Here is a 19392-nt window from a genome sequence, read left to right on the forward strand (position 1 = left end):
GCATAAACGGTCATCTCGCGCTTCAGGTAGATAACACGACGTGGAGGGTCATACGTCGCAACAGGGTGAGAACCATTCAATGGTGGCCCGAGCGGGCTCAGCTCACCAGCAGCAACGCGCCGACCGCGGCGAGCGTGCCGGTCACCGCGAGCAGGGTGCTGGTCAGCACGAACCGGTTCGACGGCACCGCCACCCCGGCCGCCCGGCACCGCTCGAACCACAGCAGGGTGGCCAGCGACGCCCAGGGGGCGGCAAGCGGGCCGACGTTGGTGCCGATCAGCAAGGCCAGCAGACGGGTGTGGTCGGCGCTCGGCAGCACCGCCTCGCCGGCCAGATAGGCCGGCAGGTTGTTCACGGCGTTCGACAACACCGCCCCCGTGCTGCCGGCCCGCAACGCGCCGAGCGCACCGCCGTCGGCGCCGAGCAGGCCGGCGACCAGGTCGTCCAGCCCGTGCTGGCCGAGGGTCTGCACCACCAGGAACAGGCCGACGACGAACAGCAGCAGCCGCACCGGCACCAGGTGCGGACGCAGCGTGGCGGGGGAGCGGACGACGAACCCGACGAGCACCAGCGCGAGCGCGACGGTGGAGGCGAGACCGATCTCCACCCCGGCGAGGATGCCGGCGATGAAGAGCAGGCAGCCGGCGAGCGCGACGCGGTGCAGCACCGGGTCGGCCGGCACGTGCCGGCTCGGCGGAACGAACCGTCCGCCGACCGGTCCATCCCGCCGCCACCACGCGTACCAGAGCAGCGCCATGGTGACCGCCACCGCGGCGAGCTGCGGCAGCGCCATCCGCTCGGCGTACGCCAACGGGGTCAAACCGACCCGGTCGGCGGCCAGCAGGTTGGTCAGGTTCGACACCGGCAGCAGCAGGCTGGCGGTGTTCGCCAGCCAGACGGTGGTGACCGCGAGCGGGGCGGCCGGGACGCGTAGGTTGCGGGCCAACGCGAGCAGCACCGGGGTGAGCAGCACGGCGGTGGTGTCCAGGTTGAGCACCAGGGTGGTCAGCGTGGCCAGGCCACCACAGAGCAGGAACAGCGCCGCCCACCTGCCCCGGGAGGCGATGGCCAGCCGGCTGGCCAGCACGTCGAAGACACCGGCCACGGCGGTCAGCTCGGCGAGCACGATCACGGTGCCGAGGAAGAGCAACAGCGGCAGGATCCGGTGCAGGGTGGCGGTGGTCTCCGCCGGTGGCAGCAGCCCGCTCAGCGCGCAGCCCGCGCCGGCCACCGCCAGGACGACAGCCACCAGGTCGAGCGGGTGCGGGCGCCAACGCACGGACGGCTCGGGCGGGGCTGCGGGCTTCACGTCTGCTCACGTTGGCACAGCTGACGGCCGGCCGGCCGGCAACCCCCGCCGAGGTGACCGGTCCCACCCGCGCGACCGGGCCCGGCCCCCCATTGGATCGGGGGACCGGGCCCGGTGTGCTGCGCGGTGCCTACCAGCCCAGGTAGCTGGGCTGGGTCTGCACGTTGAGCTCGTTGTAGCGGGTCAGCTTCGCCGACCAGGTACGCCAGTCGTTCAGCTCCAGGACGTCCAGGCCCTTGACCATGTCATTGGAGTAGATGTGGCCGTTGTAGTAATACGCCGACCAGGTGCCACCGCCGACGAACGTGTCCGCCGAGAGCGGGCCGCGCTCCCAGAAGGCGATCTCCTTCGGGTGGGCCGAGTCGGTGAAGTCCCAGACCGAGATGCCACCCTGATACCACGCCTGGACCATGATGTCCCGGCCGAGCACCGGCACCAACGAGCCGTTGTGCGCTACGCAGTTCTCGGTGGCCGCGTTGACGCGCGGGATCTTGTAGTAGCTGCGGAACGTCATCGTCCGGGCGTCACCGCGGCCGGCGATGTCGTAGATGGCGTCCGCACCCCGGTTGGGGCCGATGGCCTCGTTGCAGGTCGCCGCCCCGCCACCACCCAGCTCGTCGGTGAAGACCACCTTGGTGCCGGAGTTGTTGAAGGTGGCCGAGTGCCAGAACGCGAAGTTGACGGTGTCCCGGACCCGGTTGATGACCCGGGGCGCCTCCCGGTTCTTGATGTCGAGCAGGAGGCCGTCACCCATGCAGGCGCCGGCGGCCAGGTCCTTCGACGGGTAGACGGTGATGTCGTGGCAACCGGCCGTCGCCGAGCCGGTCTCGCTGCCGGGGAAGCCGCCGTCCGGGAAGAGGTTCGGAGTGGCGACCACCGCCGCGTCGGTGGGCTTCTTCAGCGGCACCTTGACGATCGAGATGGAGTCGTGCGGCGGCTGGCAGTCCGGGAATTCGGCTCGCGGGCTGTACGACGAGATGTACAGGTAGACCGCCTTGCGGTCCTTGCCCGGCACCAGGGTGTGGGTGTGCGAGCCGCAGGCCGTCTCGACGGACTTGATGTAGCGCGGGTTGGCCTTGTCCTTGATGTCGAAGACCTTGATGCCCTCCCAGGACCCCTTCACGTCCGCCCCCTGCGGGGTGCTGGTGCAGGAGTCGTCGCTGCGCGACGAGTCGGTGGAGAGGAAGAGCAGGTCCCCGTGGACGGAGATGTCGTTCTGCGACCCCGGGCAGAGCACCCGGGCGGTGACCGTCGGCGCGCTGGGCCGCGAGATGTCGTAGATGACGAAGCCGTTGTAGTTGCCGGCGAACGCGTACCTGCCCTGGAAGGCGATGTCGCTGTTTGTCGCGTCCAGTGGGGCGACCTTGGGCACGTTGGCGATCTGTCGCAGGTTGGGGCTGCTCACGATCTCGTCGACGCCGGGGATCGTGTTGGTGGGCGGGGCCGACGGCGGCGCCACCTGGGCGTTGCTCGCCGGGGCGACGAGCGCGCTGGCGACGAGGAGGCCGGTCGTGGCGAGCGCCACGATGCGCAGGTGGCGTGGCCGTGGCATGTGAGGTCTGATCATCGGCGAGGCCCTTCGCAAGGGGAAGATGATTGTCGACACCTTACCGTCCGGCGATGAACGTCGATGTGACCCGGGTCACATCAAAGTGCCTGCGTCAATGGATAGCATCGCGGTGACCTCGACTCCAGGGAGTGGCCCATGACCAACCGGCGCGCACGAACCCTGGCGATCGTCACACTCGCGCTCATGCTCACGCTCGTGGCTGTCGTCGTGCACCGCTCCGGCGGCGACACCGACAAGGGCGCCGCGCCGGCCACCTCCACATCACCCACGCCGACCGTCAGCCCGGTCCCCACCGACCTGACCGTCATCGCGCCCGGCCGCCCCGGTGAGGCGGCGGCCACCCGCGCCGCCCACGAGGTCCGCGACGCCGGCCCCGCGCCGCACAACTCGTTGGACGTCCTGTTCGTCCGGATGATGATCCCGCACCACGCGCAGGCCCTCGCCATGGCCGAGCTCGCCGCCGACCGCGCGGCCGATCCCGACGTGCGCGCCCTCGCCGAGCGCATCCGGGCCAGCCAGGGGCCGGAGATGGGCATGATGCGGGGCTGGTTGCAGACTCGCGGCCTCCCGGCGCAGGCCGAGGGGCACGACCACGGCACCATGCGCGGCATGCAGACACCCGAGGCGATGCGGCAGCTCGCCGCCACCCGGGGCCCGGACTTCGACCGGCTGTTCGTCCGGATGATGACCGCGCATCACGAGGGCGCCATCGAGATGGCCACCAACCTGCTCACGGTCGGCTCCGACCTGACGCTCAACGAGTTCGCCACCTCGCTTGCCACCGAGCAGACCGTCGAGATCGACCGGATGCGCGAGGTTCTCGCCCACTGAGCCGCGCCGACCGGGATCGTCCGACCCGGCCGACGCGCGGGGCCCCGCCCCGCGGCACGTACGCTGGGTGACCGTGAGACGCACGATGGTCGGTCGCCCGCTGCGCAGCGTCGCCTTCGACGTGGCCGTCTCCGCGGCGGTGGCCCTCATCGGCCTGGCCGGCGCGGCGAACCTGGCCGGCGGCTGGGCGGCCGCGCTGGTCTGTGTCGGGATGGCCGTGGCGCTGCTGTTCCGCCGCGCGCACCCGGGCGCGGTGACCGTGGTGATCGCGGCGCTCGGCCTGGTGCAGGTGATCGCCCAGTGGGGCCCGCTGCCCTTCGACGTCGCCGTCCTCATCGCGCTCTACAGCGTGGTGAAGTACGGCGAGCGGCTGCGCGCCGCGGTGCTCGCCGGCGCGGCCGCCGCCGTGGGCGTGGTGCTCGCCGCCGTGCAGACTCCCGGCGTCATCAGCTGGTGGGTCACCGCGCTGTGGTACGCGTTGGTCACCGGCGCGGTGTGGTTGGTCGCGTTGAACGTGCGGACCCGCCGGCTCTACGTGCTCAGCCTGGAGGAGCGGGCCACCACTCTGGAACGCGAACGGGAGGCCGAGTCCCGGGCGGCGGTCGCCGAGGAGCGCACCCGGATCGCTCGCGAACTGCACGACGTGGTCGCCCACAGCCTGGCCGTGATGATCGTCCAGGCCGACGGCGCCCGGTTCATGCTCGACCGTGACCCCGCCCAGGCCCGCACCGCCGTGAAGGTGGTCGCGGACACCGGCCGGGCGGCGCTGGAGGAGATGCGCCGGCTGGTCGGCGTCCTGCGCGACGCCGGCCCGACCGGCGGCGACGAGCTCGCGGTGGCCGCCGACCCCGAGCACCGGCGGCTGGCGCTTGCCGAGTTGCCCGACCTGCTGGCCCGGTTCGGCGACGCCGGGCTGCACATCCGCAGCACGGTCACCGGCGACCAGCCGTCCCTGCCGCCGGGGCTGGAGCTGACCGTCTACCGGGTGGTGCAGGAGGCGCTGACCAACGCCCTCAAACACGCCGGCGTCGGCGCCGTCGTCGAGACTGCCCTCACGTACACCGCCGAGGCCGTCGTGGTCCGGGTGCGCGACGACGGCCGGGGTCGCCCGCTGGTCAGCCCGGCGCCGTCCGGCGGTCACGGTCTGCTCGGGATGCGGGAGCGGGTGACGGTGTACGACGGCAGTCTCACCGCCGGCCCCCGACCGGCCGGGGGTTGGCAGCTCGAAGTCCGGCTACCGCTACCGTCTGACCCGGCGACGGAGGTGATCGCGGCATGACGGTCCGGGTGGTGATCGTGGACGACCAGGCGCTGGTGCGCGCCGGGTTCCGGATGGTGCTGGGCTCCCAGCCCGACCTGGAGGTGGTCGGGGAGGCGATCGACGGCGCGGACGCCCTGCGGGTGCTCGCCCGCACCGAGGCCGACGTGGTGGTGATGGACATCCGGATGCCCACCATGGACGGGGTGGAGGCGACCCGGCGGCTCTGCGCCGACCGACCCGCCGGCGGGCCCCGGGTGCTGGTGCTGACCACCTTCGACACCGAGGCGGACGCGTTCGCCGCACTCCAGGCCGGGGCGAGCGGGTTCCTGCTCAAGAACGTCCCGCCGGAGGAGCTGCTGGCCGCGATCCGGGTGGTGGCCCAGGGCGACTCGGTGGTGGCACCGTCGATCACCCGGCGCCTGCTGGACCGCTTCGCCGGGCAACTCGGTGCCGCCCCGAGCGCCGACCCGCGCCTCACGCAGCTCACCGACCGGGAACGGGAGGTGCTGCTGCTTGTCGCACAGGGCCTGTCCAACGCGGAGATCGCCGCCCGGGTGCACGTTGCCGAGGCGACGGTGAAGACCCACGTCGGTCGGATCCTGGCGAAGCTCCAACTGCGCGACCGGGTTCAGGCGGTGGTCCTGGCGTACGAGAGTGGGCTGGTGACACCCGGCGGATGACGCCGCGTACGACCTGGGTCGTAGCCGGCGGTGGGCGCGGCGCGACCCGGGGCGCACGCAGGTCGAGCACTCCGGTGGAGCTCAACCGACCGGCTCCGGCCATAGCGTCGGAGGGGTCCGATCCGCCACCTGCACCGGGAGCCCCGCATGATCCGCCTGACCCTGCGCTCGTTGCGTGCCGAGGCGCTGCGCATGCTGCTCTCCGCACTGGCCGTCGTGCTCGGTGTCGCGTTCGTCGCCGGCACGATGATCTTCGTCGACGGGATGCGCGACGGCGCGTACGAGCGGGCCGGCACCTTCGACCGACACACCGACCTGGGCGTCTACGCGACCGGCGCGGAGCTGTTGTCCCCGGCTCTGGTCGACCGGGTGCGTGCGGTCGACGGGGTGGTCGCCGCCGACGGCGAGCTGACCAACACCGGCGGGCTCCTCGGCTCTGACGGTCGTCCGGTGCTCGGCTTCACCATGCTCGTGGCAATCCCCACCGAGCAGGCCCTGCGCTCGTACGACGTGGTCGCCGGGCGGCTGCCCGACCGGGCCGGAGAGGTGGTGCTGGACGCGCCGACGGTCGCCGAGGAGGGCTTCCCGCTCGGCTCCGAGGTCCGCGTCGGCGGCAGCGGCGGTGCGGCCCGCGCGTACACCCTGGTGGGGACCGTCGACGTGGCGGGCACCGTCCGCGACGTCGGCGGCCCGTTCGTCGGCCTGGTCGGGCCGGACGCGTTGGCCCTCACCGGCCAGCGAGGCTACGGCCGCATCATGGTGGCGGCCCGCCCGGGTGTCTCCGTCGCGGCGGTGACCGAGCGGGTGCGTGCCGTGGCCGGCGGCGACGCCACCGTGAAGAGTCGCCAGCGGATCCTCGACGAGGCCGTCGAGGAGGCGGTCCGCAACGCGGACCAGTTCCGGATGCTGCTGCTGATCTTCGTGGGGGTCGCCGTGGTGGTGGCCGGCTTCGTGATCGCCAACACCTTCGCGATCGTGCTGGCCCAGCGCACCCGGCGCACCGCGCTGCTGCGCCTGATCGGTGCCACCCGGGGGCAGGTCTTCCGGGCCGCCCTGCTGGAGTCGGCGGTGCTCGGGCTGGTCGCCTCCGCGCTCGGGGTGCTGCTCGGGGTGGGCCTCGCCGGTGGGATGCGGCTGCTGATGTCGCACCTGGACGTGCCGGGCACCAGTGGCCTGAGCGTGACCGGTTCGACGGTGCTGACCGGTCTGCTGCTGGGCACCGCGCTCACCGTGTGCGCCGCCCTGCTCCCGGCCTGGCGGGGCACCCGGATCGCACCGGTGGCCGCGCTTACCGACGCCGCCGTGCAGCCGAGCCGGAGCGCCGGTCGGGTTCGGTTGGCCTTCGGCGCGGTGCTGCTGGCCGTTGGTGTCGCCGCGCTGGCCGGTGCCGCCAGCGCCGGCCAGTTGGTGCTGGTGGCGGCCGGCGGGGTGCTGACCTTCTTCGGGATCGTGCTGTTCGGGCCGGTGCTCGTCCCGGCGCTGGCCCGGGTGTTCGGCTGGCCGGCCCGCCGCGTCCTCGGGGCGACCGGCGCGCTGGCGGTGGCCAACACGGTCCGCAACCCACGGCGGGTCGCCGCGACCGCCACCGCCCTGGTGATCGGGATCGGACTGGTGTCGGCCTTCATGGTCGGCGCGCGCAGCACCAAGGACGGCATCGAACGCAGCGTGGACGCCCAGATCGGGACGGACTTCGTGGTCAGCGGAATCGGCCAGAACCTTCCCGCCGCCCTCACCGGTGAGCTGGCCGCCCGCCCCGAGCTGGGGGTGGTGCACGAGCAGCGCCACACGGTCGTCGCCGGTGTGGAGATCCGGGCGGCCCACCCGGCGCTGGTGAGCCGGACCCTGAGCGAGGTGGTGGCCGGCGACGCCACCCGGGTCGGGCCCGGGCAGGTGCTGGTGCACCGGGAGTTGGCGCAGGCACGCGGCCTGCGGGTCGGCTCCCCGGTGACCGTCGCGGACCGGTCGTTCCAGGTGGCGGCCGTGGTCACCGACGACACGTCCGCCGACGCGCCCGCGGGCCACGTCATCGACATGTCCGACGCGGACTTCGCCGCGCTCTTCGGAGGTCAGCGGGGCTTCCTGGCCGAGATCGACCCCGCCGCCGGAGTGAGCGTCGAGCGGGCCCGGGACGCGATCGAGACGGTGCTGGGCAGCTACCCGACGGTCAACCTGATGGATCAGGGCGCGTACAAGAAGATGCTCACCGGCACGGTGGACATGCTGCTCGCCTTCGTCACCGCGCTGCTCGGCCTGGCCGTGGTGATCGCCCTGGTCGGCGTGGCGAACACGCTGAGCCTGTCGGTGGTCGAGCGGACCAGGGAGAACGCCGTGCTGCGGGCGGTCGGGCTCACCCGGGGACGGATGCGGGCGGTGCTCGCCGTCGAGGCGGTGCTGATGGCGTTGGTCGGCGCGGTGCTCGGCGTCGGGCTGGGCACCGGTGTCAGCGCCTCCGCGATGGCGCTGCTGACCCGCCTCGGCGGTGACTTCCACCTGGTGCTGCCGCTCGGCCAGCTCGGGCTGATCCTCGGCGTCGCGGTGGTGGCCGCCCTGCTGGCCTCGGTCCTGCCGGCCCGCCGGGCGCTGTCCCGCCCGGTCGTCGAGGCGCTCGCCGACCAGTGACCGGTCCCGCTGCCGGCGGGCGCGGCCCTGCCGCCGGTGGGTGCGGCCGGCAGGGAGTGCGGACGGACATCCGCCGGCCGGTCCCGCCGTCTTTCCCGGCGGCGGGACCGGCCAGCGGTGCCGGGTCTACAGGCGCTCGACCATCGGGCCGACGCACCGGTTGCGGGTGTCGAAGACGTAGCGGGCGTGCCGAACCACCAGGTCGTAGTCGAAGCTGTCGTGGTCGGTGACCACCACCACCGCGTCGGCGGCGCGGACCTCCTGCGCGGTGAGCTCGACCACGGTGACGCCATCCGGGATGTGGTGCGCCTCGGCGTACGGCTCGACCGCGTGCACCTCGGCGCCCATGGCCCGCAGCCGGCGGGCCACGTCGACCGCGGGGGAGTCCCGCATGTCGCCGGTGTTCTTCTTGTACGCGAGGCCGAGCAGCAGCAGGCGGGCGCCGCTGACGGCCCGGCCGTCCCGGTTCAGGCCCGCCATGATCCGCTGCGCGACGTGTTCGGGCATCTCGTGGTTGATGTCGTTGGCCAACTCGATGAACCGGAACTGCCGGCCGAGGCGGCGCTTGACCTGCCAGGACAGGTAACACGGGTCGATCGGCAGGCAGTGCCCGCCGACGCCGGGGCCGGGCCGGAACGGCAGGAAGCCGAACGGCTTGGTCTCAGCGGCGTCGATCGCCTGCCAGACGTCGATGTCGAGGTGGTGCGAGAGCATGGTCAGCTCGTTGATCAGCGCGATGTTGACCTGGCGGAACGTGTTCTCGATCAGCTTGGTCAGCTCGGCCACCCGGGTCGAGTCCACCGGCACGGTGCGTTCCACCAGGCGCCTGTAGAACTCGTCCACCCGGGCCAGCGACGCCGCGTCCACGCCGGAGACCACCTTCGGCGTGTTCTCCAACCGCCACGTCGGGTTGCCCGGGTCGATGCGCTCCGGGCTGTAGCCGAGGTGGAAGTCACCGGGGCTGCGCAGCCCGCTGGCCGACTCCAGCAGCGGGCGCAGCAACTCCTCGGTGGTGCCCGGGTATGTCGTCGACTCCAGGATCACCGTGCACCCCGGGCGCACGTACGGGCCGAGGCTGACACCTGCCTGTTCGACGAAGCTGAGGTCGGGGGTGCCGTCGCGCAGCGGGGTCGGCACGGTGATGACGCAGATGTCGAAGCCCTCGGCGTCGGTGTATTCGGTGCTGGGGTTGTACCGGCCGCTGCCCAACGCCCGGCCCAGCCGGTCGGTCGGGATGTCCTCGACGAACGACTCCCCGGAGGCGAGACGCTTCACCCGGTCGGCGTCGACGTCCAGGCCGACCACGTCCAGCCCGGCCTCGACGGCGCGCATGGCCAGCGGCAGCCCGACGTATCCCTGACCGATCACGACCAGCTTTTCAGCTCTCACCCAGGCTCCCGCGGCAGATGGTGGATATGACCTGCGGAGAGCCTAGAGGGGTGTTCGTCGACGCACGTCCGTTTTGGGGATATCGGTGCTGGTGGGACTATCGGCGCTGGGTGAAACCGACGCTCAGTTGCCCGGCGCTCCCTCCGGCTCGGTCGGCGTGCTCTCCGTCGCGCTCGGCGTGGGCGCCGGCGACGGGGTCGTCGCGGGACCCGTCGGGCCGGTGGTCGGCCCCGTCGTCGCCGTCGGCGTCACCACCGGCGCTGTCGGGCTCGTCGTCTGGCTGGGTCGCGTGCTCGGCGTGGCGGAGATCGACGCCGACGGGGAGACGCCGGGCGACGCCGACCGGTCGGGCCGGGTCGGGCCACCGGTGGCGACCTGCTCGTTGCCCGCCGGCAGGTCCAACGGGCCGCTCGGCCCCACCGTCGGCGAGGTGCTCGGCAGCTTCACCGCCGGGTTCTCGCTGGTCTTGTGCGTCGTCGCCAGGGCCACCCCGAGCCCGATCAGCGCGACGAGCACGGCCACCGCCGCGCCGACCAGCGGGCCCCGCCGTCGGTCCCGCCCGGCCTGGGCCCCACCCGCCACCGCCGCACCGGCCGCCGCCTCGGTACGGCCGCCCGGCCCGCCGTCGCGCAACGGAACGGCTGCCGCCAGCGCGGTGGGCGGCTCGCCGCCGGTGACCGCGGTCCGGGCGGCCTCGGCCATGGCGGCGCCACTGCTGAACCGATCCTGCGGGTCCTTGGCCAGGGCCCGGGACACCAGGGCGCGAACCGCCTCGGGAATCTCGTGCGGTAGCTCCGGCGGCTCGTCGTCGAGGTGTCGGACGGCGACCTGGAGCGGGTTGTCGCCGGTGAACGGCGGATTGCCGGTGAGGCAGCAGTAGGTGACCGCGCCCAACGCGTAGATGTCCGTCGCACCGCTGACCGGTCGCCCGGCGGCCTGCTCGGGGGCCATGTAGAGGGCGGTGCCGGGCACCGCGTTGGTGCTGGTGATGCTGGTGATGTCGAGCGAACGCGCCACGCCGAAGTCCACCAGGACGACCGAGCCGTCCTCGAGCACGAGCAGGTTGCTGGGCTTGACGTCGCGGTGCACGATGCCGCCGCGGTGCGCCGCGTTCAGCGCGGAGGCGGCCTGGGCCACGATCGACATCGTCTCGGCCACGTCGAGGCGGCCGGCCGTCTCGATCCGCTTGGACAACGGCTCGCCGGCGACGAACTCCATGACCAGGTAGTCCGCCCGACCTGCGCCGTCGGGCAGGTCCTCCGCACCGCAGTCGAAGACCTGCACGATGCCGGGGTGCCGCAGCGCCGCCATGATCCGGGCCTCGGCCCGGAACCGGGCGATGAAGTCGGGGTCGGAGACCAGTGTCGGCAGCAGCACCTTGACCGCGACCTGCCGGCCGAGGATCAGGTCCACGCCACGCCAGACGTCGCCCATACCGCCGGTAGCGACACGTTCGTCCAGGCGGTACCGACCGCTGAGCACGACCTCCGATGACAACACCGCAATACCGTACCCAGAGTCGCGCGCCCAGGCGTGACACGGGCTGTCGGCCGAACGGGTGCCCGGCGCCGGTATACCTGGCTGACCTGTGTGGACGCTGCGTCTCTGTGACGGTACGACGACGTCCCGTGACGAAAGCCGACATATTTCGATGAGCGGGCGCGCGACGGCGGCCGAAAGGCGAGTCGAGGCCTGGTTTGCACCCTCTGGTCACGGGCAGTGACGGCGACACGCCCGAGCCGTGGGTTGATAATTGTCACTCTTCCGTGACAAGGCGCCAACTTGTCGCGCCGCTGGCCCCGTCCTAGCGTTAGCCCGGCTCGGGCCGCCCCGGCGATCTCGACGGTCGGCGCACCGAGCGGACGACCCAGGCGTTGGCCCACCAGACACCCCGGCCCGACGACCTCGGTCACGGGTGGGTCCGGATTGGCGGAGGGCGGGGCGGGTGCTTGTCGGGCGGACGATTCGTACCGCGTGCTCTGCCGTGCCGCGGCGGACCACGCCGGCACGATCCGTGGGCCGCGGATGACCGGCGAGTTGGCGGAGGCGGTCAGCGCGGCGCAGGCCGGGGACGAGGACGCGTTCCGCCTGCTCTACCGCAGCCTCCAGCCGGGCCTGCTGCGCTATCTGACCGCCCTGGTCGGCGCGGACGCGGAGGACGTCGCATCGGAGACCTGGCTCCAGATCTCCCGCGACCTGCCCAGCTTCACCGGCGGCGAGTTCCGCGCCTGGACCGTCACGATCGCCCGCAACCGGGCGATGGACCACCTGCGCAGGCTGCGCCGCCGGCCGTCGCTGCCGGTGCCGGTGCACGCGCTCGTCGACCTGGCCAGCGAGGCGGACACCGCCGAGGGCGCCAGCGAGACGATCGGCACCGAGACCGCCCTGGCGCTGATCGCCACCCTGCCGCCCCGCGAGGCCGAAGCGGTCCTGCTGAGGGCCGTGATCGGGCTGGACGCGGGGTCCGCGGGCCGGGTGCTGGGCCGCCGGGCCGGTGCCGTCCGGACCGCCGCGCACCGCGGTCTGCGCCGGCTCGCAGCCCTGCTGGAGCGGCAGAACGCCGTCGAGTCGTCCGTCCAGGTCGACGGTGGGTCGCCGCCCCGGGCGGGCAGCGGCCCATCCCTGCGGGCACCGCACGCCGAGCCGGCGGACGGCTGACGTGAGGGGATTCTGGATGAACCCGTTCCGGCGGGTCGACCACGCCGAGACCGAACGGCTGCTCGACGCGGCCCGCGCCGACCTGCACGCCCGGTCGGACCAGGCCGGTCGGGGAGGGGACGCGGCGTCGCCGCAGGCCCGCGTACCCGTGTCGCCCACCCCCTCGGCGGACCCGGTGGCGGGGTTGCTCGCCGCGGCCGCCGGCCCGGCCCGGCCCGGTGAGCTGGCCGGCGAGGAGGCCGCGCTTACCGCCTTCCGGGCCGCGCGGGCCGACCCGGCGCCATCCGTGCCCCACCGGCCGCGCCGCCGCCGCCTCACCACCGGCGCGGTGGCCTGGATCGGCGCGGTGGCGGCCACCGCCACGGCCGGGGCCGCCTTCGCCGCGGTCACCCGGGACCGGGCACCGGACCCGGTCGCACCGGAGCCGTCCCGGACGTCGCCGAGCCCCGACCGGAGCGCGTCCACGTCCGGCGATCCGAGTCGCTCGGCGCCGCACGGCCCACCGTCGCCGAGCCACCCGTCCCCCGGCGCACCGTCTCCAGGCCCACCGTCTCCGGGCACACCGTCGGCCCCGAGCACTCCCGTCGGGAACCTGCACGGCCTGTGCCGCGCCTGGCAGGCCAAGAAGCCCGAGGAGCGGGAGAAGGCGTTGCGGACGCCGGCCTTCGAGAGGCTGGTCGCCGCCGCCGGCGGCCCCGCCGAGGTCGAGGCGTACTGCCAGCGGTTGACGCCCGAGCGCAAGCCGTCCGAGCCGACGAAGCCCCAGCCACCGTCGCCGCCGACGGGCCGCCTCACCCCCCGGTAACCAGCCCCTGCTGACGCGTTTCCGTTCCGCCCTGCACGGGAAATTCGTCTGTTAGACAGAGGTTGGTGGTGCCGTGCACGCCCCCGGCGGGTGTCGGTGGGTGGGGTTACGGTGGCATCGTGTCCCGGAGTCGGCACACGGAGAGGGGATCCCGACCGTTGGTGACGTCACCCGAGTTGGACCGCGGAGCCATCCTGCGCGAGTCCGCAGCCGCAGTCCGGCACCTCGCCCGGATCTGCTTCAAGACCGGCCCACCCACACTCACCGGCGTCGAACTGGAATGGACCGTGCACGACGCCGCCGATCCCGCCCGACCCGTCGACCTGGCGCGGCTCCGGGCGGCGCTGGGGCGGCACAGCCCCACCACGCTGGATGCCACCAGCCCGGCCGAGCCGCTGCGACACGGCGGCATGGTGACCCTCGAGCCGGGTGGCCAGGTGGAGATCTCCACCCCGCCCCGCCCCTCGGTCACCGCGTTGATCCAGGCCACCGAGGCCGACATCGCCCAGGTCACCGACCTGCTGGCCGCCGCCGGGTTGATCCTCGGCCGCAGCGGCATCGACCCACACCGACGGCCCCGCCCGGTGCTGGAAACTCCCCGCTACCGCGCGATGCGCGGCGCCTTCGACAGGCATGGTCCGGCCGGCCGCACGATGATGTACAGCACCGCCGGCCTGCAGGTCTGCCTCGACGCCGGTGAGCCGGACCAGGTCGCGGCACGCTGGGCCGCCGCACACGCCGTCGGGCCGCCGCTGCTCGCGGTGTTCGCGTCGGCCAACCGGCACGCCGGGCGGCGCACCGGATGGGCCTCCGCGCGGATGGCCGCCTGGCTGGCCATCGACCCGGCCCGCACCCGCCCGGCCTGGACGCCCGGCCGCGTCGACGAGGACCCGACCGCCACCTGGATCCGGTACGTGCTGGCCGCGCCCCTGCTCTGCCTGCGTCGGGACGGCACGGACTGGGCCGCGCCACCGGGCGTGACCTTCGCCGACTGGCTCGACGGCGCGTTGCCCCGCCCACCCACCACCGACGACCTCGACTACCACGTCAGCACCCTCTTCCCGCCGGTGCGGCCACGCGGCTACCTGGAGCTGCGCTACCTGGACACCCAGCCCGGCCGGGACTGGCGGCTCCCGCTGGCGGTGCTGAGTGCCCTCTTCACCGATCCGGGCACGGTGCGCGTGGCGCACGCGATCGCCGCGCCGGTGGCGGACCGCTGGTCGGCCGCCGCCCGGCAGGGCCTGGCCGATCCGGCGCTGGCCGCCGCCGCGGCGGCGCTGCTCGACCTGGCGCTGCGCACGCTGCCCCGGCTGGACCTGCCGACGGGTGTCCACGACGAGATCGAGCGCGGAGTACGACGGCGGCTCGCCGCCGCGACGGAAGGACGAGACAGATGAGCGTGCGCACGACGGGGCACACCGACGGTGAGCGGTTGCGCGACCGGATCGCGGGGGAGCTGGCCCGCGCCCGCGCCCGCACCACACTGCTGACCGAGGCGGTCGACGAGGGAGATCTGCTGCGCCAACACTCGCCGCTGATGTCGCCACTGGTCTGGGACCTCGCCCACGTGGGCAACCAGGAGGAGCTCTGGCTGGTCCGCGATGTCGGGGGCCGCGAGCCGGTCCGGTGCGACATCGACGAGCTGTACGACGCGTTCAAGCAGCCGCGCCGGGACCGCCCGGCGCTGCCGCTGCTGCCGCCCGCCGAGGCCCGCGCCTACCTGGCCACCGTCCGGGACAAGGTGTACGACCTGCTCGACTCGGTGGTGTTCACGGAGCGGCCGTTGGTCGCCGACGGGTTCGCCTTCGGCATGCTGGTGCAGCACGAGCAGCAGCACGACGAAACCATGCTCGCCACCCACCAGTTGCGGTCGGGGCCGGCGGTGCTGCACGCCCCGCCGCCGCCCGAGCCGTCCGCCCGGGTCGGTGGGGAGGTGCTGGTGCCGGCCGGCGAGTTCACCATGGGCACCGACACCGACCCGTGGGCGCTGGACAACGAGCGCCCGGCGCACCGCGTCGACCTGCCGGCGTACGTCATCGACGCGGCTCCGGTCACCAACGGCCAGTACGCGGCCTTCATCGCCGACGGTGGCTACACCGATCAGCGCTGGTGGAGCGCGGCCGGCTGGGCCCACCGGGTGCGGGAGCGGCTCAGTGCGCCGATGCACTGGCGTCGGGACGGCGACGACTGGTCGTACCAGCGCTTTGGCCGGTGGAGCCGGGTCCGCGCCGACGAGCCGGTGGTGCACGTGTGCTTCTACGAGGCGCAGGCGTACGCGGCGTGGGCCGGCAAGCGGCTGCCGACCGAGGCGGAGTGGGAGAAGGCGGCCCGGTGGGACCCGGCGAGTGGGCGGTCCCGCCGCTATCCCTGGGGCGATGACGACCCGACCGAGGCGCACGCCAACCTCGGCCAACGTCATCTGCGGCCGGCGGCGGTGGGCGCGTACCCGGCCGGCGCCTCGCCGTTGGGTGTGCACCAGCTCATCGGTGACGTCTGGGAGTGGACCTCGACCACGTTCAACGGGCATCCCGGCTTCACGGCGTTCCCCTACCGCGAATACTCGGAGGTGTTCTTCGGCGACGACTACCGGGTGTTGCGTGGTGGTTCGTTCGGCACCGACCGTTCGGCCTGTCGGGGCACCTTCCGCAACTGGGACTACCCGATCCGGCGGCAGATCTTCAGCGGTTTCCGCTGCGCCCGCGACGTCCGGCCGGACGAGTCGTCCCGGTGATCCACCGCCCGATCGGCGGCCCGGCGGGGGCGGTCCGCTGATGTGTCGTCACCTGGCCTACCTGGGGCCGCCGGTCACCCTGGCCGAGGTGCTGTTCGACCCCGCGCACTCGCTGGTGCGGCAGTCCTGGGCGCCGCGCGACATGCGTGGCGGCGGCACCATCAACGCCGACGGGTTCGGGGTCGGCTGGTATCCGGGCGACGGTGAGCCGGTGCGGTACCGCCGGGCGCAGCCGATCTGGAGCGACCCGACCATCGCGCAGCTCGCGGCGGTGACCCGCACCGGCGCGTTGCTCGCGGCCGTGCGTTCGGCCACCGTCGGGATGGCGGTGCTCGACAACGCCGCCGCGCCGTTCGCCGAGGGGCGGTGGCTGTTCAGCCACAACGGTGTGGTCCGCGGCTGGCCGGACGCGGTGGTGCCGCTCGCCGCCGGGCTGCCGGTGCGTGACCTGCTCACCCTGGACGCCGCCACCGACTCGGCGTTGCTCTGGGCGCTGGTGCGGCATCGGCTGCGCGCCGGCGAGGACGCGGAGACGGCGGTCGGGCGGACGGTGGCCGACGTGGCCGCGGCGGCCCCGGGGTCGCGGCTCAACCTGCTGCTCACCGACGGACGACGGGCGGTCGCCAGCGTGGCCGGGCACGCGTTGTCGGTCCGCGAGTCGCCGGGTGCGGTGCTGCTGGCCTCCGAGCCGCACGACGACGATCCGGGATGGCGGGCGGTGCCGGAGGGGCACCTGGTCGTGGCCACCCCGGGCGAGGTGCGGGTACGTCCGCTGCCGGTCCGGTGAGCGACACCGGTCGGGGCACCACCTGATTTGTTCGAACAGAGAGGCGAATCATGACCGCGGAACCGTTGGAGATCTACCTCGAGGAGCACGACCTGGAGCGCGGCCTGCGCGACGACGTTCGCGCCGGGCTGAGCGCCGAGCCGAAGTGGCTGCCACCGAAGTGGTTCTACGACGCTCGGGGCAGCGAGTTGTTCGAGGAGATCACCCGGTTACCCGAGTACTACCCGACCCGGGCCGAGCGGGCCGTGCTGGCCGAGCGCGCTCCCGCCATCGCGGCGCTGACCGGGGCCAAGACCCTCATCGAGTTGGGTTCCGGCTCGTCGGAGAAGACCCGGCTGCTGCTGGACGCCTTCACCTGGCAGGGCGGCCTGGGCACGTTCGTCCCGCTCGACGTGTCGGTCAGCGCGCTGCGCGGGTCCACCGCCCAGATCGCCGCCGACTATCCGGGCCTGCGGGTCCGGGGCATCGTCGGTGACTTCACCCGGCAACTGGACCGGCTGCCCACCGGTGGCCGTCGGCTGGTGGTGTTCCTCGGCGGCACCATCGGCAACCTGCTGCCCGCCGAGCGGGCCGAGTTCCTGACGGCGATGCGCGGCGCGCTGGAGGTCGGCGACTGGCTGCTGCTCGGCACCGACCTGGTGAAGGACCCGTCGGTGATCGTGCCGGCGTACGACGACGCCGCCGGGGTCACCGCCGAGTTCAACCGCAACGTGTTGCAGGTGATCAATCGGGAGTTGGGCGCGGACTTCGACCCGGGGGCGTTCGTGCACGTGGCCCTCTGGGACCCGACCCACGAGTGGATCGAGATGCGGTTGCGGGCGACCCGGCCGATGCGGGTGCGGGTGTTGGACCTGACCGTGGACTTCGCCGCGGGGGAGGAGCTGCGTACCGAGGTCTCGGCGAAGTTCCGCCCGGAGGGGATCGCCGGGGAGTTGGCCTCGGCCGGCTTCGCCGCGACGGAGTTCTGGACCGACCCGGACGGGCTCTTCGGGGTCACGCTGGCGCGGGCGCGGTGAACGGTGCACCCATCCCGGCGCGGCCCTGCGGTGATCCGATAGGCTGGGTCCGCGAAGGGGAGTAGCCCCCAATGTCGTGGTCGACATACTGGTGCGTTCCGCACCCGGCCACGCGGCCCCGGTTCTCCCGGGGCGGGCGAGACCTTCGACTCAGGCTGTTGCAGCCGGGTCGAGGGCGCCCCTGTCACCTCTTCCCGGCGTGAACGGGAAGGATGTCATGGAGGGATTTTTCGCCGCGCTGGTCATCAGCTTCGGCGTCATCTTCGTCGCCGAGCTGGGGGACAAGTCCCAGTTGATGGCGCTGACCTTCGCCACGCGGTTCAAACCGATCCCGGTGCTGATCGGCATCACGGTCGCCACGGCGGTGGTGCACCTGGCGTCGGTGGCCATCGGCGTGGGTCTCGGGGCGGTGTTGCCGACCGACTGGATCTCCCTGGTGGCCGGCGTGGCGTTCCTCGGCTTCGGTGCGTGGACGCTGCGCGGTGACAAGCTCACCGAGGAAGAGCGGCGCAAGGCGGAGAAGACCAGCAAGACCGCGATCGTGGCGGTGTCGGTGGCGTTCTTCCTGGCGGAACTGGGCGACAAGACCATGCTCGCCACGATCACGTTGGCCACCAAGTACGGCTGGTTCGGCACCTGGCTCGGCTCCACCATCGGCATGGTGGCCGCGGACGCGTTGGCCATCCTGGTCGGGCGGATGCTCGGTCGCCGGCTGCCGGAGAAGGCCATCAAGTACGGCGCCGCGATCCTGTTCGCCATCTCCGGCCTCTGGCTGATCCTGGAGGCGGTCAACGAGCTGACCTGAGTGCCGACTAGCCGGCCCGTGTTCGGGTAACGGCCTCCGGTGGAGCCGGCCGAGCTGTTGCGCCAGGGCGACCAGGTGCTGGTCGCCGTGGTGGAGGTGGCCGGCGCGCTCGTCATCTTCGTGGGGGCGGTCTGGGCGGCGGTGCGGTTCGTGGTCGAAGGGCTGCGGCACCGCACCGCCGCCGTCTTCACGCCGATCCGGCTCTCGCTGGGCCGGTTCCTGACTCTCGGCCTCGAATTCCAGTTGGCCGCCGACGTGCTGCGCACGGCGGTGTCCCCGTCGTTCGACCAGATCGGCCAGTTGGCGGCGATCGCGACGATCCGGACGGCGCTGAACTACTTCCTGGGTCGGGAGATCCGTCAGGAGCAGCGGCAGGTGACCGAGGGGGAGCGTCGGCCGTGACCGGCGTCCTGATCATGGTGGTCACCGCGCTGGCGCTCGTCGTCGGGGTGGTCACCGCGCTGAGCACCGGGGCGCTGCGGACCGCCGTACGGGTGTTGCTGGACCTGCTGACCGCGGCCGGCCTGCTCCGGCTCGTCGGGGAGCCGGGGTGGAACGGTCTGGCCGGCGCCGTGGCGATCATCGCCCTGCGTCAGCTGCTCGGGAAGGCGCTGAGCAGCTCACCGCCGTGGTCCGGGCGACAATCCCCGGCGCCCTGCGCGGGCGACGATCAGCACCTACGGTTGGCGGTGAGAGGCGAAACCGGGGACAGCGGGAGGATGACCACATGAGCCGGCACGACGAACCGAACGAGTACGGCTTCGCCGGCAGCGGCACCGCTCCCGAGCCGCCGTCCGGGGGCAAGCCGGACGAGCAGGACCGTGCCGAGGAGGTGGCGGTGCCGGGCGACGACCTCACCGCACCGGCGGCGGAGGCGTTGGTCGAGGAGACCGAGGAGCCGCCGCCAGCCGAGCGTCGCCGCTGACGCCCG

General features: G+C 73.1%; 18 protein-coding genes. 14 read left to right on the plus strand and 4 right to left on the minus strand.

The genetic code is table 11. The annotated features are described in order from the left end of the window. Nucleotides 1–97 precede the first annotated feature (97 nt). Together AB0B57_RS29320 and AB0B57_RS29325 are read right to left on the minus strand one after the other, a co-directional pair. Nucleotides 98–1309 carry an SLC13 family permease gene (locus tag AB0B57_RS29320; protein WP_357076808.1) on the minus strand — a complete coding sequence of 404 codons (1212 nt, stop codon included), beginning with the start codon at nucleotides 1307–1309 and terminating at the stop codon, nucleotides 98–100. Between the two features lie 130 nt (nucleotides 1310–1439). Further along, nucleotides 1440–2876 carry a hypothetical protein gene (locus AB0B57_RS29325; RefSeq protein WP_357076811.1) on the minus strand — a complete coding sequence of 479 codons (1437 nt, stop codon included), beginning with the start codon at nucleotides 2874–2876 and terminating at the stop codon, nucleotides 1440–1442. Between the two features lie 138 nt (nucleotides 2877–3014). On the opposite strand from AB0B57_RS29325, the gene AB0B57_RS29330 reads away from it, so the two are divergent. From AB0B57_RS29330 to AB0B57_RS29345, 4 genes are all read left to right on the plus strand, one after another. Next, a complete protein-coding gene (locus AB0B57_RS29330) occupies nucleotides 3015–3710 on the plus strand; it encodes a DUF305 domain-containing protein (protein WP_357076812.1) in 696 nt (231 codons plus the stop codon). Nucleotides 3711–3777: 67 nt separating this feature from the next. Then, nucleotides 3778–4989 (plus strand): sensor histidine kinase, encoded by a 1212-nt coding sequence (locus AB0B57_RS29335; protein ID WP_357076814.1) that lies wholly within the window; start codon nucleotides 3778–3780, stop codon nucleotides 4987–4989. Next, the gene (locus tag AB0B57_RS29340) at nucleotides 4986–5651 is read left to right on the plus strand and encodes a response regulator transcription factor (RefSeq protein WP_357076817.1); all 666 of its coding nucleotides are present in this window, start codon (nucleotides 4986–4988) and stop codon (nucleotides 5649–5651) included. The genes AB0B57_RS29335 and AB0B57_RS29340 overlap by 4 nt, the downstream gene beginning before the upstream one ends. 147 nt (nucleotides 5652–5798) lie before the next feature. Then, on the plus strand, nucleotides 5799–8270 hold the full coding sequence (locus AB0B57_RS29345) for an ABC transporter permease (RefSeq protein WP_357076820.1): 2472 nt from the start codon (nucleotides 5799–5801) through the stop codon (nucleotides 8268–8270). A gap of 126 nt (nucleotides 8271–8396) precedes the next feature. Here AB0B57_RS29345 and AB0B57_RS29350 read toward each other — a convergent pair whose 3' ends face one another. Next, a complete protein-coding gene (locus AB0B57_RS29350; RefSeq protein WP_357076823.1) occupies nucleotides 8397–9659 on the minus strand; it encodes a nucleotide sugar dehydrogenase in 1263 nt (420 codons plus the stop codon). 123 nt (nucleotides 9660–9782) lie between these two features. After that, nucleotides 9783–11159, minus strand: coding sequence for a protein kinase (locus AB0B57_RS29355; RefSeq protein WP_357076826.1), 1377 nt, complete (start codon nucleotides 11157–11159; stop codon nucleotides 9783–9785). A 525-nt stretch (nucleotides 11160–11684) separates the two neighbouring features. On the opposite strand from AB0B57_RS29355, the gene AB0B57_RS29360 reads away from it, so the two are divergent. From AB0B57_RS29360 to AB0B57_RS29405, 10 genes are all read left to right on the plus strand, one after another. After that, nucleotides 11685–12317, plus strand: a complete 633-nt coding sequence (locus AB0B57_RS29360) for an RNA polymerase sigma factor (RefSeq protein WP_357076922.1) — start codon at nucleotides 11685–11687, stop codon at nucleotides 12315–12317. Nucleotides 12318–12333: 16 nt separating this feature from the next. Then, the gene (locus AB0B57_RS29365) at nucleotides 12334–13122 is read left to right on the plus strand and encodes a hypothetical protein (RefSeq protein ID WP_357076829.1); all 789 of its coding nucleotides are present in this window, start codon (nucleotides 12334–12336) and stop codon (nucleotides 13120–13122) included. Nucleotides 13123–13280: 158 nt separating this feature from the next. Next, a complete protein-coding gene (gene egtA, locus AB0B57_RS29370; RefSeq protein WP_357076832.1) occupies nucleotides 13281–14519 on the plus strand; it encodes an ergothioneine biosynthesis glutamate--cysteine ligase EgtA in 1239 nt (412 codons plus the stop codon). After that, nucleotides 14516–15853 carry an ergothioneine biosynthesis protein EgtB gene (gene egtB / locus AB0B57_RS29375; RefSeq protein WP_357076835.1) on the plus strand — a complete coding sequence of 446 codons (1338 nt, stop codon included), beginning with the start codon at nucleotides 14516–14518 and terminating at the stop codon, nucleotides 15851–15853. Before egtA ends, egtB begins: the two co-directional genes overlap by 4 nt. Nucleotides 15854–15893: 40 nt before the next feature. Beyond that, nucleotides 15894–16640: an ergothioneine biosynthesis protein EgtC gene (egtC, locus tag AB0B57_RS29380; RefSeq protein WP_357076838.1), complete on the plus strand. Its 747-nt coding sequence runs from the start codon at nucleotides 15894–15896 to the stop codon at nucleotides 16638–16640. A 50-nt stretch (nucleotides 16641–16690) separates the two neighbouring features. Beyond that, nucleotides 16691–17656, plus strand: a complete 966-nt coding sequence (egtD, locus tag AB0B57_RS29385) for an L-histidine N(alpha)-methyltransferase (RefSeq protein WP_357076841.1) — start codon at nucleotides 16691–16693, stop codon at nucleotides 17654–17656. Nucleotides 17657–17873: 217 nt separating this feature from the next. Then, entirely contained in the window at nucleotides 17874–18461 is a 588-nt protein-coding gene (locus AB0B57_RS29390) for a TMEM165/GDT1 family protein (protein WP_357076844.1), read from the plus strand. 39 nt (nucleotides 18462–18500) lie between these two features. Continuing rightward, nucleotides 18501–18863, plus strand: coding sequence for a DUF1622 domain-containing protein (locus AB0B57_RS29395; protein WP_357076847.1), 363 nt, complete (start codon nucleotides 18501–18503; stop codon nucleotides 18861–18863). Next, nucleotides 18860–19192: a hypothetical protein gene (locus AB0B57_RS29400; protein ID WP_357076850.1), complete on the plus strand. Its 333-nt coding sequence runs from the start codon at nucleotides 18860–18862 to the stop codon at nucleotides 19190–19192. The genes AB0B57_RS29395 and AB0B57_RS29400 overlap by 4 nt, the downstream gene beginning before the upstream one ends. Next, nucleotides 19189–19386, plus strand: coding sequence for a hypothetical protein (locus AB0B57_RS29405; RefSeq protein ID WP_357076853.1), 198 nt, complete (start codon nucleotides 19189–19191; stop codon nucleotides 19384–19386). Before AB0B57_RS29400 ends, AB0B57_RS29405 begins: the two co-directional genes overlap by 4 nt. Nucleotides 19387–19392: the final 6 nt, after the last annotated feature.

Origin of the sequence: Micromonospora sp. NPDC049101, from assembly GCF_040648675.1 — a bacterium.
GTDB lineage: Bacteria > Actinomycetota > Actinomycetes > Mycobacteriales > Micromonosporaceae > Micromonospora.